A 16,480-nucleotide genomic window follows, 5' to 3' on the forward strand; every position below is an offset into this window, starting at 1 on the left:
GGGGAGATGGCCGGCAGGCCAGAGGGGGGTGAGCACCGCCTTCTCAAGACGTGGAAGGCAGCGTCTCAATGACCGCCCAAACCCTCGCCGCCCCCGCGCGCACCACCGCCTCCACCCGCGTCACCATCGGCCGCGTCATCGTATACGGCTTCGCCGCCATGGTCGGGCTGTGCCTGCTCTTCGCGCCGTTCCTCTTTCCCGACGTGCGGGCGCAGGAAGTCGCCGCGCGCATCTGCGTCTTCATAGTGCTGGTCGCGAGCTACGATCTTTTGATCGGCTATACCGGCATCGTTTCCTTCGCCCACACCATGTTCTTCGGCCTCGGCGCCTATGGCACCGCGATCGCGCTCAAGACGATGGGCCGCGGCTTCGACGCCATTCTCGTCGGCGGGTCGCTGGGCGTGCTGGCGGCATTCGTGCTCGCTGCGCTGATCGGCCTGTTGTCGCTACGCGTGAAGGCGATCTTCTTCGCCATGGTCACGCTCGCCGCCGCCTCGGTCATGATGGTGCTCGCCAGCCAGTTGTCGAACCTGACCGGCGGCGAGGACGGCATCACCTACGAGATCCCGCGCTTCTTCTCGCCGGCGAACCGGCTGGAAGACGCCAATGGCGACCAGGTCCGGCTGTTCGGCGTGCCGGTCAACGGCCGGCTTTACCTCTACTACTTCGTCTTCCTGTCCTCGCTCGCCCTGTTCTACCTGTTGGTTCGCATCGTGCGCTCGCCGCTCGGCACGGTCCTGCAGGCGATCCGGGAGAACGAGATGCGGGCCGAGGCGATCGGCTACCGCGTCGTTTCCTACCGCACCTCGGTGTTCTGCATCGCCGCCGTCATTGCCGCGCTGGCCGGCGTCCTGCGCGCCGTCTGGCTGCGCTATACGGGGCCTGACGTGACGCTCTCCTTCGACATCATGATCGACGTTCTCCTGATGGTCGTGATCGGCGGCATGGGCACGATGGTCGGCGCGATCGTCGGCGTCGTCATCATGACGCTGGCGCAGTTCTACCTGAAGGACCTGATGGGCGCGGGCGCTGAGGCGACGGCAGACCTGCCGATCCTGCCGGACCTTCTCAACCCGGATCGCTGGCTCCTCTGGCTCGGCGTCCTCTTCATCCTCCTCGTCTATTTCTTTCCGTCGGGCATAGCGGGCACGCTGCTCGGCAAGGGTGGCCGCAAATGAAGCCTAGATCGACCTATGTTCCGGCTGCCGGATTCGAGCTCCACGTCACCGAATGGGGCGACCGGGCGAAGCCGGCCCTCGTCATGTGGCACGGGCTTGCGCGCACGGGGCGCGATTTCGACGAGGTGGCCGAGGCGCTCGCCGACACCTATTTCGTGATGTGCCCGGATACGCTCGGCCGCGGCCTGTCGAGCTGGGCGCGCGATCCGGCGACCGACTATTCCTACGCCACCTTCGGCGCGACTGCGAAGGCGATGCTCGACCATTACGGCGTCGAGACGACCCGATGGATCGGGACGTCGATGGGCGGGCTTGTCGGAGTCACGCTCGCCGCCGGCATGCTCGAAGGTCGCATCAGCCATCTCGTCATCAACGATGTCGGCCCGGATATTCCCAAGGCCGGCACCGGCCGTATCGTCGACTATGTCGGCAACCCGCCGGTCTATGACACGGTCGGCGAACTCGAAGGCTGGTTTCGCAAGAACTACGCGCCGTTCGGCGAGAATACGCCTGCCTTCTGGCGCCGCATGGTCGATACGTCGATGCGCCGCACCGACGATGGCCGCGTCACGGTCCACTACGATCCGCAGATCGTCGCCCAGTTCACGCATCACGCCGGCGACCTCGACATCTGGTCGTCCTATGACCGGCTGGCGATACCGACGCTGCTGTTGCGCGGGCGGACATCCGATGTGCTTTCCGCCGAAACCGCCGAGGAGATGACGACGCGCGGGCCGAAGCCGCGTCTCGTCACCTTGGACGAATATGGCCATGCGCCGACGCTGGCGAGCGAGCGCGAGATCGGGTTGTTGCGGGCGTTTCTTGCTAGCTAGATGGCTTGGGTGATCGTCTGTTTCGTACGCGTTGGTTTTGCGAAGGGGACCCCCACCCTTTATCCCTCCCCACAAGGGGGAGGGAGTCGTCGGCGTCGCGGTGCCCCTTGCAACGTGTAGACAGACTTGAAGCGATGTTCCTTCCTACGGAAGGGGTCAGTTGTTGCCCATGATGATGTCCATGATGGAGCCGATCGGGCCCGATCGCTGGGGCTGCTGGCCGACTTCCGCCGGTGGGGCGATTGAGCCGGTGGTGTCGCCGGCGGGGTAGGCCGCCTGCTGCGGCACGCCGCCGTCGCTCGCCAGTAGGTCCTCGATGCGCTGGAACGTATCGGGTGTCCAGCGGCCTGGCAGCGAGGCGACGGGGACGCCGTCATGGGCACCTTCCATGAAGATCTTCCACGCCTTGGCCGGAAGCTGGCCGCCGGTGATGTTCCTCATCGGCTTGCCGTCATCGTTGCCGAACCAGACGCCGGTGGTCAGTTCCGCCGTGTAGCCGACGAACCAGGCGTCGCGCGAGTTCTGGCTGGTGCCGGTCTTGCCGGCGGCGGGCCAACCGAAATCCGCATTGCGGCCGGTGCCGGTGCCGACGGTCTCGGACATCATGTAGTTCATCATGCCGATCGTCTCGGGACGGGCGACCTGCGTGCCGGCGGAAGCCGGACGCTGGTAGAGCACTTCGCCGTCGATGGTGGTTACGCGCTCGACGAAGTGAATTTCCGGGCGGACGCCGCCGGTGGAAAAAGGCACGAAGGCGGCGGTGAGTTCGAGCGGGGTAACCTCCGACGTGCCGAGCGAGATCGACAGATTCGGCTGGAGGTCGGATTCGATGCCCATGCGCCACGCCGTCTCGACGATGGCCGAGGGACCGACTTCGTGGGCGAGAACGGCGGCGATCGAGTTCGACGAGCGGGCGAGCGCCTGCGACAGCGTCATCGGGCCGGCATATTTGTTGTTGAAGTTCTGCGGCGACCAGTTGCCGATCTTGACCGGCGCGTCGTTGCGGATCGTGTCGGGGAAGAGGCCCTGCTCCATCGCAGCCATCCAAACGAAGGCCTTGAAGGCGGAGCCGGGCTGGCGCTTGGCTTCGGACGCGCGGTCGAACTGCGAATTGGCATAGTCGTAGCCGCCAACCATGGCGCGCACGGCACCGGCGGGATCGATCGAGACCAGCGCGCCTTGGGAGACGTCGAGATCGGCCTTGTTCTCGTCGACCATCTGGCGGACGGCCTTTTCGGCGAGGTCCTGCAGGTCGAGATCGACGGTCGCCTCGACGATCATGTCCTTGGTGACGTCCATGCCGATCAGCCGCGGCAGTTCGCCCATGATGCGGTCGGCGACGTAGTTTTCCGAGCCCGTCCAGTAGGCGGCGGCGCGCACCGGCGGGGCGGAGATGGCGGAAGCGAGTTCGCTGTCGCCGATCATGCCCTGGTCGCGCATGGCCGACAGGACGAGCTGGGCGCGGTTTTCGGCCGCATTCGGATCACGCGCCGGCGAGAGGCGCGAGGGGGCGACGAGGAGACCGGCAAGAAGGGCGGATTCGGACAGGGTCACGTCGCGCGCGCTCTTGCCGAAATAGCGCTGCGAGGCGGCCTCGACGCCATAGGCGCCGGAGCCGAAATAGACGCGGTTCAGGTAGAATTCGAGGATCTGCTCCTTCGAATATTCATTCTCCAGCCAGAAGGCCATGAGCACTTCGCGGATCTTGCGATCGTAGGAGCGCTCATTGGTGAGGAAGAGGTTCTTGGCAAGCTGCTGGGTCAGCGTCGAGCCGCCCTGCACCACGCGGCCATTGATGGCGTTTTCGTAGACGGCGCGGGCAAGGCCGAGCGGATCGACACCGAAATGCGAATAGAAACGGCGGTCCTCGATGGCGACGACGGCCTGCGGGATATAGGGCGACATCTCGTGCAGGCCGATCGATTCGCCGCCCATCATGCCGCGATTGGCGACCTGGCGGCCCTCGACATCCATGATCTTGACGTTGGGCGGACGGTCCGGGATCGCCCAGGTCGAGGCCGAGGGCATCTGCGCGGCATAGAAGACGAGAACGCCGGCGGCGGCGACGCCGCCCCAGATGGCGAGGACGAAGGACCAGTAGGTCGCCTTGCGCAGGAAGCCGAACAGGCCGCCGCCCGAGGAACGGCGCGACTTGCCGCGCTTTTTGCCGCGCGATTTCGGTTCGGATTTGCGCGACGACGCCTTCGTCGAACCGCGCTTCTTCGGCTGCCCCACGACCCGATCCTCCTCGCTCACGAAAAGGCCGGAGCCCTCATCCGATGCCGCCCCGCCAAAGGTCGGCTCGATACGTCTGTCGCCCATCGCCCCTGATGCCCGCTTCTTGTCTGCCTGATGGTCGCTGTCGCTGAAGATTAAATGCGGCGCTTTAAGGGAGCGTTAAGGGTGCGAGGATGCCCGCCGCCCCGGACGGAGGCGGCGGGCGCGATACCGTCAGAGGTTATTTGACGGCGGTCACCGACGAAGCCTGATGCTTGCCGGCCCTCATATCCCAGTGGATGTTCACCTTCTCACCGACCTTGAGGTCCTTCTCCTTGAACGACGAAGGCAATGTGTAGATCGTGCCGTTATCGAGTGTGAGGGTGTGCGCCTTGGCGTCGATCGTCTTGATCATGCCCGTCGCGGTCTCGGCGGCGAAGGCTGCAGGAGCAAGGGCGAGCCCGGCGGCGATTGCCGCAGGAATGAGAAGTGCACGCATTTGCTTTGGTCCTTGGAAAAGCGTCCCGGAGAATGCCCTGACTTTCCGGGCGGGGACGCGCGGTCGAAGTCGTCCGGAGGACGTCGCGTCGCGGCCGATGCTTCCGGCCGCCGGCGTTTCCCGACTTCGGCGTGAAGATGCGCCTGCCCGGAGCTGAACTCAAATTACGGAAAGATAATTTTCGACGCGGCAATTTCCGCCGCAATTCGGGAAGTCGCCGACGGCTCGATCGACGGAACAAATTTGCCGTCACGGCCATTCCCCATTCGCGGACCAACAACCGGGAGATGCGGATATGAGACTCTTCTTGCCAGCCACGGCTGCACTTGCCCTGATGACGAGCGCGGCCTTTGCGCAGGACGAGGCGGAGCAGGCCGTACCCGCCGAGACGACCAGCGCCAGCGCCGGTTTCGTCGACATGGAGGGCGCGGAGAACGGCACCGCGACGCTGACCGGCACGCCGAACGGCGTTCTGTTTGAGATCGAGGTTTCGGGCCTGCCGGCTGGCGAATGGCTGGCGTTCCACGTTCACGAGACCGGCACATGCGACCACGAAAGCGACCATGAATCGGCCGGCGGGCACTTCAACCCGACCGACGCGGCCCATGGTTATCTTGCAGAAGGCGGACCCCATGCCGGCGACATGCCGAACCAGTATGTCGGCGAGGACGGCGTGCTGCGCGCGCAGGTGTTCAACCACATGGTGACGCTTGGCGACGGCGGCGAGGCCGACATTGCCGGCCGCGCCCTGATGATCCATGGCGGCACGGACGATTACGAGACGCAGCCGACCGGCGATGCGGGCGACCGCTATGCGTGCGCCGTCATCGAGTAAGCCTTTTCGAAAAGCATCGGAATCGCCCGAAAACCGACAGTCACTTTTCGGTCCGATGCTAGCGCGCGGTCGACCAGATCAGCCAGACGGCGACGAGGGCCAGAAGGCTTGAGAGAACACGCCGGGTCGCGATTTCGCGGCCCGGCTTTTGCGTGAACGCGGTCAGTGCGCCGGCTGCCGTGACGATGCCGGCATGGACGACAGTCGCGACCGAAACATAAACCGCCGACAGGGCGAGCGTCTGGCCGAGCAGCGGGCGGGCGGGATCGAGGAAGGTTGGCAGGACCGCGACATAGAACAGCGCCGCCTTCGGGTTGAGCATGTTGGTGACGAGGCCGCGCAGGAAATAAATGCGGTCCGATCCGCCGCCCGTCTGGGCCACGTCGCCATTGCCGCGCCAGCCGTCCCAGGCGAGATAGAGCAAGAAGAGGCCGCCGGCCCATCGCAGGATCTCATAAGCGAGCGACGAGCGCTGGAGGAGTTCGGCGACGCCGAAAGCGGCTGCGAGGCCGAGAGCGGCGAGCCCGAGCGCGACGCCTGCCACCGCCGCATAGCCGCGCCGGCGCCCCTCGCCGGCCGCGACAAGCGCAAGCCAGGTCATGTTCGGGCCGGGGGTGAGCTCGATCAGGAGCGAGGCGAGGGCGAAGGAAAGGAGCGGGCCCGCCTCCATGGCAATGTCAATGGGCCTCGTCCCAGTTCGACGCCGCGCGCGCGTCGACCTGCAGCGGCACCCGCATCGAAAGCGCCGGCATTGCCGCGTGCTCCATCGTCTCGCGGATCACCGGGATCGCAGCCTCGACCTGTGCTTCAGGCGCCTCGAAGATCAGTTCGTCGTGGACCTGAAGAAGCATCAGCGTTTCGGAAAGCCCGGCCTCGGCGAGGCGGTCCTCCATGCGGATCATGGCGCGGCGGATGATGTCGGCGGCGGAGCCCTGGATCGGCGCGTTGATCGCCGCGCGCTCGTTGAAGGCGCGCACGGAGGGATTGGGCGAGCGGATTTCGGGGTAGTGGACGCGGCGGCCAAAGATGGTCTCGACATAGCCATTGTCACGGGCAAAGGCCTTGGTCGCGTCCATGTAGTCCTTGATGCCGGGAAAACGCTCGAAATACTTGCGGATGTAGCTGCCCGCCTCCTCGCGGCCGATCGACAGCTGGTTAGCGAGGCCGAAGGCGGAGATGCCGTAGATGATGCCGAAATTGATCGCCTTGGCGCGGCGGCGCACTTCGGACGGCATGCCTTCCACCGGCACGCCGAACATTTCGGACGCCGTCATCGCGTGGATATCAATGCCGTCGGCAAACGCCTGGCGAAGCTGCGGAATTTCGGCGACATGGGCGAGGACGCGCAGCTCGATCTGGCTGTAATCGGCGGAGATCAGCCTGTGGCCCGGCTCGGCCACGAAGGCCGTTCGGATCTTGCGGCCCTCGGCAGTGCGGATCGGGATGTTCTGCAGGTTCGGTTCGGACGAGGACAGGCGGCCGGTCGTCGTCGCGGCGAGCGCATAGGATGTGTGGACGCGCTTCGTCTCGGGATGGATGTAGCCCGGCAGCGCGTCGGTATAGGTGGATTTGAGCTTGGTGAGCTGGCGCCAGTCGACGATCTTGCGCGGCAGTTCGTGCCCCTCGGCGGCGAGGTCCTCCAGCACGGAGGCCGACGTCGACCACTGGCCGGTCTTGGTCTTGGAGCCGCCAGGAAGGCCCATGCGGCCGAACAGGATGTCGCCGAGTTGCTTGGGCGAGCCGATGGTGAAGCGCTCGCCGGCAAGCTCGTAGACCTCGTCCTCGAAAGCGCCCGCGCGCTGGGCGAGTTCGCCCGACAGGCGCGACAGGATCTGCCGGTCGACCGAGATGCCTCGGCTTTCCATGCGGGCGAGGACGGGAACCAGCGGGCGCTCCAGCCGCTCGTAGACGGCGTTGAGGCCCTTGGCGGTCAAGCGCGGCTTCAGCACGTTCCAGAGGCGCAAGGTGACGTCGGCGTCCTCGGCGGCATAGGCGGTCGCCTTTTCGAGGTCGACGAAGTCGAAGGTGATCATCGACTTGCCGGAGCCGCAGACATCCTTGAACGGGATCGGCACGTGGCCCAGCCAGCGCTCGGAGAGCGAATCCATGCTCTGCGAACCCGAGCCGCCATCGGTGACGTAGGAGAGGAGCATCGTGTCGTCGCAGGGGGCGGCGTCGATGCCGTGGCGAAGCAGGACGAGATAGTCGTATTTCAAATTATGCGCGATCTTGAGGACGGAGCGGTCCTCCATCAGCGGCTTGATGGCGGCAAGTGCCTCGCGGATCGGGATCTGGTTTTCGACCAGACCGCCGCCGAGAAGGTCGCCCGCGCCCGATTTATGGATCAGCGGTACGTAGGCCGCGCGGCCAGGCGCGGTAGCAAGCGAGAAGCCGCAGAGCTCGGCCTGCATCGGATCGAGCGAGGTCGTCTCGGTGTCGAAGGCGACGATGCCGGCTTCGCGCGCCTCGGCCACCCAGGCCTGGAGCGTCGCGAGATCGCGGATCGTGACATAGGCGGTACGGTCGATCCTGGCGGCGACCGCGGCATCAGCGCGGGCCTTGGCGAGATCGGCGGGTGTCGCGGGGCCGGTCTTCGGCTCGGCGGCGACGTCGCCCTCCTCGCCGGGTGCGACACTTGCAGGGTGCGGCACGTCGAGATCGGGGCCGTGCGCTGCCGACCCCGTCTGCACCTCGACATGCATCGGCTCGATGTCGGCAGCTTCCGCGCCGGTCGCTTCGGCGACGCGGCGGGTGAGCGAGGTGAATTCCATCGTCTTCAGGAAGCCGATCAGCTTCGGCCCGTTCGGCGGCTGCAGCTCGAAGGCGGAGAGCGGCTCGGGGACCGCGACGTCGTCGCGCAGGCGCACGAGTTCGCGCGACAGGCGCGCCATGTCGGCGTGCTCGATCAGGTTCTCGCGGCGCTTCTGCTGCTTGATCTCGGAGGCGCGGGCAAGAAGCGTGTCGAGGTCGCCAAATTCTTCCAGAAGCTGCGCGGCGGTCTTGGGACCGATGCCGGGAACGCCGGGGACATTGTCGATGGAATCGCCGGTGAGGGCCTGCAGGTCGATCATCTTTTCGGGCGGCACGCCCCATTTCTCGATGACCTCCGGGACCTTGATCTCGCGGTCCTTCATCGGGTCGTACATCGTCACCGTCGGCCCGACGAGCTGCATCAGATCCTTGTCGGACGAGATGATCGTGGTGCCGCCGCCCGCCTCGCAGGCGAGCTTCGCATAGGTCGCGATCAGATCGTCGGCCTCGAAGCCCTCCATCTCGATGCAGGGCAGTTCGAAGGCGCGGGTCGCGTGGCGGATCAGGCCGAATTGCGGGACGAGGTCTTCGGGCGGCGCGGTGCGGTTCGCCTTGTACTTGTCGTAGAGCTCGTTGCGGAACGTCTTGGACGAATAGTCGAAGATGACCGCGAAATGCGTCGGCGTGACGCCGACTTCCGTGTCGCGCGCATTCTGCATCAGCTTCCACAGCATGTTGCAAAAGCCCGACACCGCACCGACCGGCAGCCCGTCCGATTTACGCGTCAACGGAGGCAGCGCGTGATAAGCGCGGAAGATGTAGCCGGAGCCATCGACGAGAAAGAGGTGATCGCCTTTTTTCATGGGCAATGAGGTAGCGTCTGACGCCTGCCCTGTCCATGCCAAACGCCGGTGCGCAAAGGGCTGCTGACAGGGGCTCCGCCAATCACGCTGACGTTACGCACTTGTAATGTTCGTGCCCTTGAATTGCCACGTTCAAATTCTCAGATAATCACTATCGGCAACACATAAGCCGAGTCCGGAACAAGGCCCGTCCCCCGCCTAACCGGACACCCAGTGCGGCAGCCTCATCCCCCCTCTCCGGGCTGCCGCATCGTTTCGAGTAGAGCCGCCGTGGATTCCCCCTCCCCACGGCGGCTTTCTTCGTTTTTTGGGGGCTCCTGAATGCGCATCGGCTCTAGCGAAAACCGGCGTTCAATTTTCGGGCCTATGCGGCTTAAAAAGCCTTGAAGGTGAGCGTCGTCAGAGAGCGCACGATGCCCGGGACGTTGGCGACGTTTTCGGAGACGAACTTGCCGATGTCGGTCTGGTCGTCGATATAGACCTTCAAGAGCAGGTCGTAGTCGCCGCTGGTCGAATAGAGTTCCGACGCGATCTCGCGCTTGTAGAGTTCGTCGGCGACCTCGTAGGTCTTGCCGGGGACGCAGCGGACTTGCACGAAAACGGGTCTCATCAATTATGCTCCGATTGGTTGCCGCAAGACTCGGTTGCGGTTCTCACCCTGTCAACAAGGTTCGCGTCAAGGCGTGATCGGGGTCGGCAAGGCCGTCGATGACGTCGAAATGGTGCCGGTCGGGCTCTTCGACGAAGGAGGTGACGGCGCCGAGGCCGGTCCAGATGTTGGCGAGGAGCGCGTTCTGGCGGCGGAACTCGGCGCGCTCAGTGCCGCCGACCCAGCAGGTGACGCGAGCGTTGTCGAGCGGACGAAGCAGCGCGGGGCTCTCGGCGAGCGCTTCTGCCTCATCGATCTTCAAATCGGCATTCATGGCGGTGCGCATCATCGGGCGCAGATCGTGGACGCCGGCGATCGACACCGTATTCGCGATCCGGGCGCGGGTGGCATCGGAGAGCGGCGACGTTGTCGTCACCATGCGTGTCGCCAGATGCCCGCCAGCGGAGTGGCCCGTGAGCCGGATCGGGCCTTCGACGAGCGAGGCCGCCGTCTCGATTGCGGCCCCCACCTCCTGCACGATCCCGCCGATGCGGATATCCGGGCAGAGCGTATAGGACGGCATGGCGACGGCGTATCTGTGGGCGAGCGGACCTGCCGCGAGGTGCGACCAGAAGCTCTTTTCAAGCCGCAGCCAGAAGCCGCCATGGATGTAGATGACGAGGCCCTTCGCCGAGCCTTTCGGCAGGAAGAGATCGAAGCGGTTGCGGGGGCGCTCGCCGTAAGGCTGGTCGAGTTTCGCCCGCCCCTGCGCCTCAAGTGCCTCACGGAACTGTGCCGCCGGCTCCACCCAAAGGCCAGGCCAGCGCTCGCCTCGCGCGATGTTGGGCCCGTTGGCGTAGGCGTCGTCGAAATCCGTCACCTGATGGAAAAACATCGTCATCTCCCCGCATTCGCACCGCATCATCCGTGCCGCGCTGCAATATTTCAACCTTGAAATTTCATGCTTGAAACAAAATCGCTTCGGTGCAATCCTGCCATCTAACGATAAGAAATGGGAGTGCGCGGCGATGAAGATTGCGGTGCTCGGCGCCGGACCGGCAGGTCTTTATTTCGCGATCAGCATGAAGCTGCGCGACGCCGCCCACGATATCACCGTCTACGAGCGCAACAAGGCCGACGACACGTTCGGCTGGGGCGTGGTCCTCTCCGACGAGACGCTGGACAATCTCGCCGACAACGACGCAAAGAGCGCCGCCGCGATCCGCGAGCATTTCGCCTATTGGGACGACATCGCCGTCATCCACAAGGGCGTGCGTACGGTTTCAACCGGGCACGGCTTTTGCGGCATCGGGCGCAAGAAGCTCCTGATGCTGTTGCAGGAGCGGGCGCGCGAACTCGACATCAAGCTGGAATTCCAGACCGACATCGCCGACCCCCGCCCCTTCATGGAAAGCCATGATCTGGTGATCGCAGCGGACGGTCTTAACTCGCGCTCGCGCGCGGCCTTCGCCGACCATTTCGAGCCCGACATCGACACCCGCAAGTGCAAGTTCGTCTGGCTCGGCACGCACCAGAAGTTCGACGACGCCTTCACCTTCATCTTCGAGAAGACCGAGTATGGCTGGGTCTGGGCGCATGCCTACCAGTTCGATCCGGACACCGCGACCTTCATCGTCGAATGTTCGCAGGACACTTGGGACCAGTTCGGCTTCGGCAATATGACCCAGCAGGAATCGATCGCGGTCTGCGAGAGGATATTCGAGAAGCATCTTGGCGGCCATGCGCTGATGACCAACGCGAGCCACATTCGCGGTTCGGCCTGGATCAACTTCCCGCGCGTTCTGTGCGAGCGCTGGTCGTTCCAGAACCTCGCGCTGATGGGGGATGCGGCGGCGAGCGCGCATTTCTCGATCGGTTCGGGCACCAAGCTTGCGCTCGAAAGCGCGATCGCGATGGCGGATTACGTTCAGTCCGAGCCGACGCTCGAAAAGGCGTTCGAGAAATACGAGGATGCGCGGCGCACCGAAGTACTGAAGCTGCAGTCGGCGGCGCGCAATTCGCTCGAATGGTTCGAGGACGTGGAGCGCTATCTCGGGCTCGACCCGGTGCAGTTCAACTATTCGCTGCTGACCCGCTCGCAGCGCATCAGCCACGAGAATTTGCGGCTGCGTGACGAAAAATGGCTCGGCAGCGCCGAGGAGTGGTTCCAAAACCAGGCCGGTTCCGCCTCCCATCGCCCGCCGATGCTGGCGCCGTTCAAGCTGCGCGGGATGGAACTGAAGAACCGCATCGTCGTCTCGCCGATGGCGCAGTACAAGGCTGTCGACGGCACGCCAACGGACTGGCATTTCGTCCACTATGCCGAGCGCGCAAAGGGCGGCGCGGGGCTGGTCTATATCGAGATGACCTGCGTCTCGCCGGAAGGGCGGATCACGCCGGGCTGCCCCGGCTTCTACAAGCCGGAACACGAGGCGGCGTGGAAGCGGCTGGTCGATTTCGTACACGCCGAGACGGATGCGAAGATCTGCGCGCAGCTCGGCCATGCCGGCCCGAAGGGCTCGACGCAAGTCGGCTGGGAAGACGCAGATGCGCCGCTGAAGGATGGCAACTGGCCGCTACTGGCAGCGTCGGAAATTGCCTGGTCGCCCGAAAACCAGGTGCCGAAGGCGATGGACCGCTCGGACATGGATTTGGTGCGCGACCAGTTCGTGGCGTCGGCGCAGATGGCGGAACGCTGCGGATTCGACATGCTGGAACTGCATTTCGCGCATGGCTATCTGCTGTCGTCTTTCATCTCGCCGCTGACCAACAAGCGCACCGACGCCTATGGCGGCAGCCTTGAAAACCGGATGCGCTATCCGCTCGAGATCTTCCACGCAGTCCGCCCCGTCTGGCCGGACGACAAGCCGATCTCGGTGCGCATCTCGGCCAATGACTGGGTCGGCGACGAAGGCGTGACGCCGGAAGAAGCGGTGAAGATCGCGAAGATGTTGCAAAGCGCCGGCGTCGACATTTGTGACGTTTCGGCGGGGCAGACATCGAAGCGCGCGAAGCCGGTCTATGGCCGCATGTTCCAGACGCCGTTTTCGGATCGCATCCGCAACGAGACCGGCATGGCGACCATGGCCGTCGGCAACATCTTCGAGCCGGACCATGTGAATTCGATCCTGATGGCGGGTCGCGCGGATCTCGTGTGTCTGGCGCGGCCGCATCTGGCCGATCCCTACTGGACGCTGCATGCGGCGGCATCTTTAGGCGATCGGCAGGTGAAATGGCCCGATCCCTATCTGCCGGGGCGGGACCAGCTCTATCGGCTGGCGGAACGGGCTCAGGAACAGATGACGGGGAAGGTGTGATGACCCACGCGCTCGTCACAGGCGGCGGCACCGGCGTTGGCAAGGCGATTGCGCTCGCACTTGCAGACGCCGGGCATGAGGTGACGATCTGCGGTCGCCGCGCGGACGTGCTGGACGAGGTGGCGGCCCTGCACCCCGACATCCACCCCGAAACGGCCGACGTGACGGATGAGGAATCGGTCGCCGCGCTTTACGAAAAGGCGACGGCGGCACGTGGCGCCTTCGGCATCGTCGTCGCAAATGCCGGCGCGGGCGAGAGCGCGCCGGCGCACAGGACGTCGCTTGACCTGTGGCAGCGCACGCTCGACGTGAATTTGACGGGCTCGTTCCTGACCGTGCGGCCGGCCATCGAGCCGATGAAGCGGGCCAAGGCGGGGCGGATCGTGTTCGTTGCGTCCATCGCGGGATTGAAGGGTGCGGCTTACGTCTCGGCCTACGTGGCGGCCAAGCATGGCGTCGTCGGCCTGACGCGCTCGCTGGCGCTGGAACTGGCGAAATCAGGCGTGACCGTCAACGCCGTCTGCCCCGGCTATGTCGAGACGCCGATGCTCGAGCGCACGCTCGCCAACATCATGGAAAAGACCGGCCGCAGCGAGGCGGCAGCGCGGGCGGAACTTGCCGGCGACAACCCGCAAGGGCGGATCATCGAGGCCGACGAGGTCGCGGCCGCCGTGCTCTATCTCGTCGGTGAGGGCGCGCGCTCGGTCAACGGGCAGGCGCTGGCGATCTGCGGAGGCGAGACATGGTAAGTGCGCCGCTCGACACGATCGAACGCCCAAGCGCGGCCAAGGAACGGCTGCGGCTTTGGATTCGGCTTCTGCGCGCCTCGCGGCTAATCGAAGGCGAATTGCGCGAGCGGCTTAAGCGCGACTTCGATTCGACGCTGCCCCGCTTCGACGTGCTCGCCGCGCTCTATCGCCAGCCGGACGGGATGCTGATGAGCGATCTGTCGCGCTTCCTGCTCGTCTCGAACGGCAATGTGACGGGCATTATCGAGCGGCTGGTCAAGGATGGTCTCGTTTCACGCGCGGCGCGCGAGGGCGACCGGCGCGCCTCGATCGTCAAGCTGACGGCGACGGGCGAGAGGCGGTTCACCGAGATGGCAGCCGCGCATGAAACATGGATCGAGGAATTTCTGGGTGACGTCTCGCGCAGCGACGCCGAAAGGCTGTCAGCGACGCTGAAGACGTTCCGGAGCAATTGGGAGGATGGGCATTGACGAAAATGGCGGGACTGAAGCCGCAGCATTTCCTGTGGCGCATGGAGGGACGCGTCGCGGTCATCCAGCTCGATAGGCCAGAGCGTAAGAATCCGCTTACGTTCGAGTCCTATGCCGAACTGCGCGACACGTTCCGCGACCTCGTCTATGCCGACGACGTCGATGTAGTCGTGTTCCTTCCCAATGGTGGGAATTTCTGCTCGGGCGGCGACGTGCACGACATCATCGGCCCGCTGGTCGATATGGACATGAAGGGGCTGCTGGCGTTCACGCGCATGACAGGCGATTTCGTCAAGGCGATGCTGAATTGCGGCAAGCCGATCATCTCGGCGGTCGACGGCGTGGCGGTGGGCGCGGGCGCGATCATCACGATGGCATCGGACATCCGGCTTGCGACGCCGGAGGCGAAGACGGCCTTCCTGTTCACCCGCGTCGGGCTTGCGGGCTGCGACATGGGAGCGTGCGCGATGCTGCCGCGGATCATCGGCCAGGGGCGTGCTGCCGAACTCCTTTACACGGGGCGCTCGATGAGCGCGGAGGAAGGCGAGCGCTGGGGGTATTTCAACCGGCTCGTTGCTGCCGACGCGCTGGAAGCGGAGGCGATGAAGCTGGCGCAGCAGATCGCTTCGGGGCCCACCTTCGCGCATGGCATCACCAAGACGCAGCTCAACCAGGAATGGTCGATGGGGCTCGACCAGGCGATCGAGGCGGAAGCGCAGGCGCAGGCGATCTGCATGCAGACGCAGGATTTTTCGCGGGCGTATCACGCGTTCGTGGGGAAGCAGCGGCCTGTGTTCGAGGGGAATTGAGGATGATCCGCTTGCCAGCGCGCCCCCTCCACCGCCTTCGGCGGTCCCCCTCCCCCGTAAACGGGAGAGGATCCGAGGTCGAGCCCGGCCGCAACGGGAAATCCTCCCCTGCGAAGCGGGGGAGGTGGCCCGAAGGGTCGGAGGGGGCGTCGCATGCCTGATCGCTCTTTCCTCGACTGGCCATTTTTCGAAGATCGTCACCGCGCGCATGCGGAGCGGCTGGAGGCGTGGTGCGCAGCCAATTTGCCGGTCGACCATCAAGATGTCGACGCAGCCTGCAAATCGTTGGTCGCCAAGCTTGGCGAGGCCGGGTTCCTGAAGCCCTCGGCGGTCGATCCTTCCGATCCGCAGCCGCTCGACGTGCGCACGCTGTGCATCACGCGCGAGACGCTGGCGCGGCATGACGGGTTGGCGGATTTTGCGTTTGCGATGCAAGGGCTTGGCACGGGGGCGATCAGCCTGTTCGGGACGGCGGAACAGCAGAAGTGGCTGGTGAAGACGCGGGCTGGTGAAGCGCTTTCGGCGTTTGCGCTGTCGGAGCCGCGTTCGGGTTCCGACGTGGCGAACATGGAGATGACGGCGACGCTTGATGGCGATGAATATGTGCTGTCGGGCGAGAAGACGTGGATTTCGAATGGCGGGATCGCGGATGTCTATACCGTCTTTGCGCGGACCGGCGAGGCGCCGGGAGCCAGGGGGATTTCGGCCTTTGTGGTTCCCGCCGACACGCCCGGTTTGAGCGTCGCGGAGCGGCTGGAGGTGATTGCGCCGCATCCATTGGCGCGGCTGGCGTTCGACGATGTGCGGGTGCCGGCGTCGGCGCTGATCGGCAAGGCGGGCGACGGGTTCAAGATCGCCATGTCGGTGCTCGACGTGTTCCGCTCGACGGTGGGCGCGGCGGCGCTGGGCTTTGCGCGGCGGGCGCTGGACGAGACGACGGCGCGGGCGGGCTCGCGGCAGTTGTTCGGGGCGCCGCTGTTCGATCTGCAGATGGTGCAGGGGCATATCGCCGACATGGCGCTCGACGTCGATGCGGCGGCGCTGCTCGTCTATCGCGCCGCGTGGACGAAGGATTCCGGCGCGCCGCGCGTCACGCGCGAGGCGGCGATGGCGAAGCTTTTTGCGACCGACAGTGCGCAGGAGGTCATCGACAAGGCGGTGCAGATTCATGGCGGCGACGGTGTGAAAAAGGGACACATCGTGGAGAGCCTTTATCGGGAAATCCGTGCGTTGCGGATCTATGAGGGCGCGTCGGACGTCCAGAAGATCGTGATTGCGCGGCAGGTGATGGGAACGTGAGGATGGCAGTCGCGGAATGTTCGGGCGAAGTGACCCCCACCCTTTATCCCTCCCCACAAGGGGGAGGGAGG

14 protein-coding genes are annotated in these 16,480 nt (G+C 65.1%); 8 read left to right on the plus strand and 6 right to left on the minus strand.

Going from position 1 to position 16,480, the window contains the following annotated elements; genetic code table 11:
* Nucleotides 1–158 precede the first annotated feature (158 nt).
* A complete protein-coding gene (locus tag ALII_RS0113915; protein ID WP_051375901.1) occupies nucleotides 159–1,178 on the plus strand; it encodes a branched-chain amino acid ABC transporter permease in 1,020 nt (339 codons plus the stop codon).
* Nucleotides 1,175–2,011, plus strand: coding sequence for an alpha/beta hydrolase (locus ALII_RS0113920; protein ID WP_024587919.1), 837 nt, complete (start codon nucleotides 1,175–1,177; stop codon nucleotides 2,009–2,011). The genes ALII_RS0113915 and ALII_RS0113920 overlap by 4 nt, the downstream gene beginning before the upstream one ends.
* Nucleotides 2,012–2,167: 156 nt before the next feature.
* Here the strand turns inward: ALII_RS0113920 and ALII_RS0113925 are convergent, their stop codons facing one another.
* Together ALII_RS0113925 and ALII_RS0113930 are read right to left on the minus strand one after the other, a co-directional pair.
* A complete protein-coding gene (locus ALII_RS0113925; RefSeq protein WP_024587920.1) occupies nucleotides 2,168–4,333 on the minus strand; it encodes a transglycosylase domain-containing protein in 2,166 nt (721 codons plus the stop codon).
* Between the two features lie 136 nt (nucleotides 4,334–4,469).
* Entirely contained in the window at nucleotides 4,470–4,727 is a 258-nt protein-coding gene (locus tag ALII_RS0113930) for a DUF1344 domain-containing protein (protein WP_024587921.1), read from the minus strand.
* A 334-nt stretch (nucleotides 4,728–5,061) separates the two neighbouring features.
* Here ALII_RS0113930 and ALII_RS0113935 point away from each other — a divergent pair, with 334 nt between their 5' ends.
* A complete protein-coding gene (locus tag ALII_RS0113935) occupies nucleotides 5,062–5,562 on the plus strand; it encodes a superoxide dismutase family protein (RefSeq protein WP_244437438.1) in 501 nt (166 codons plus the stop codon).
* Between the two features lie 58 nt (nucleotides 5,563–5,620).
* On the opposite strand, the gene ALII_RS0113940 is transcribed toward ALII_RS0113935, so the two are convergent.
* The 4 genes from ALII_RS0113940 to ALII_RS0113955 form a co-directional block, all read right to left on the minus strand.
* Nucleotides 5,621–6,232 (minus strand): LysE family translocator, encoded by a 612-nt coding sequence (locus tag ALII_RS0113940; protein WP_029660541.1) that lies wholly within the window; start codon nucleotides 6,230–6,232, stop codon nucleotides 5,621–5,623.
* Between the two features lie 7 nt (nucleotides 6,233–6,239).
* Nucleotides 6,240–9,176, minus strand: coding sequence for a DNA polymerase I (gene polA, locus ALII_RS0113945; protein ID WP_024587924.1), 2,937 nt, complete (start codon nucleotides 9,174–9,176; stop codon nucleotides 6,240–6,242).
* 373 nt (nucleotides 9,177–9,549) lie between these two features.
* Complete coding sequence (locus tag ALII_RS0113950) at nucleotides 9,550–9,786, minus strand: Lrp/AsnC ligand binding domain-containing protein (protein ID WP_024587925.1); 237 nt, start codon at nucleotides 9,784–9,786, stop codon at nucleotides 9,550–9,552.
* 43 nt (nucleotides 9,787–9,829) lie between these two features.
* Nucleotides 9,830–10,660 (minus strand): alpha/beta hydrolase, encoded by an 831-nt coding sequence (locus ALII_RS0113955; RefSeq protein ID WP_024587926.1) that lies wholly within the window; start codon nucleotides 10,658–10,660, stop codon nucleotides 9,830–9,832.
* Between the two features lie 133 nt (nucleotides 10,661–10,793).
* On the opposite strand from ALII_RS0113955, the gene ALII_RS0113960 reads away from it, so the two are divergent.
* The 5 genes from ALII_RS0113960 (at nucleotide 10,794) to ALII_RS0113980 (ending at nucleotide 16,409) form a co-directional block, all read left to right on the plus strand.
* A complete protein-coding gene (locus tag ALII_RS0113960; RefSeq protein WP_024587927.1) occupies nucleotides 10,794–13,082 on the plus strand; it encodes a bifunctional salicylyl-CoA 5-hydroxylase/oxidoreductase in 2,289 nt (762 codons plus the stop codon).
* Nucleotides 13,082–13,831 carry an SDR family NAD(P)-dependent oxidoreductase gene (locus ALII_RS0113965; RefSeq protein ID WP_024587928.1) on the plus strand — a complete coding sequence of 250 codons (750 nt, stop codon included), beginning with the start codon at nucleotides 13,082–13,084 and terminating at the stop codon, nucleotides 13,829–13,831. The genes ALII_RS0113960 and ALII_RS0113965 overlap by 1 nt, the downstream gene beginning before the upstream one ends.
* Nucleotides 13,825–14,301 (plus strand): MarR family transcriptional regulator, encoded by a 477-nt coding sequence (locus tag ALII_RS0113970; protein WP_024587929.1) that lies wholly within the window; start codon nucleotides 13,825–13,827, stop codon nucleotides 14,299–14,301. The genes ALII_RS0113965 and ALII_RS0113970 overlap by 7 nt, the downstream gene beginning before the upstream one ends.
* On the plus strand, nucleotides 14,298–15,110 hold the full coding sequence (locus ALII_RS0113975; RefSeq protein ID WP_024587930.1) for an enoyl-CoA hydratase family protein: 813 nt from the start codon (nucleotides 14,298–14,300) through the stop codon (nucleotides 15,108–15,110). The genes ALII_RS0113970 and ALII_RS0113975 overlap by 4 nt, the downstream gene beginning before the upstream one ends.
* Before the next feature lie 153 nt (nucleotides 15,111–15,263).
* On the plus strand, nucleotides 15,264–16,409 hold the full coding sequence (locus ALII_RS0113980) for an acyl-CoA dehydrogenase family protein (RefSeq protein WP_024587931.1): 1,146 nt from the start codon (nucleotides 15,264–15,266) through the stop codon (nucleotides 16,407–16,409).
* Nucleotides 16,410–16,480: the final 71 nt, after the last annotated feature.

The organism is Aliihoeflea sp. 2WW (genome assembly GCF_000497755.1).
GTDB lineage: Bacteria > Pseudomonadota > Alphaproteobacteria > Rhizobiales > Rhizobiaceae > Aliihoeflea.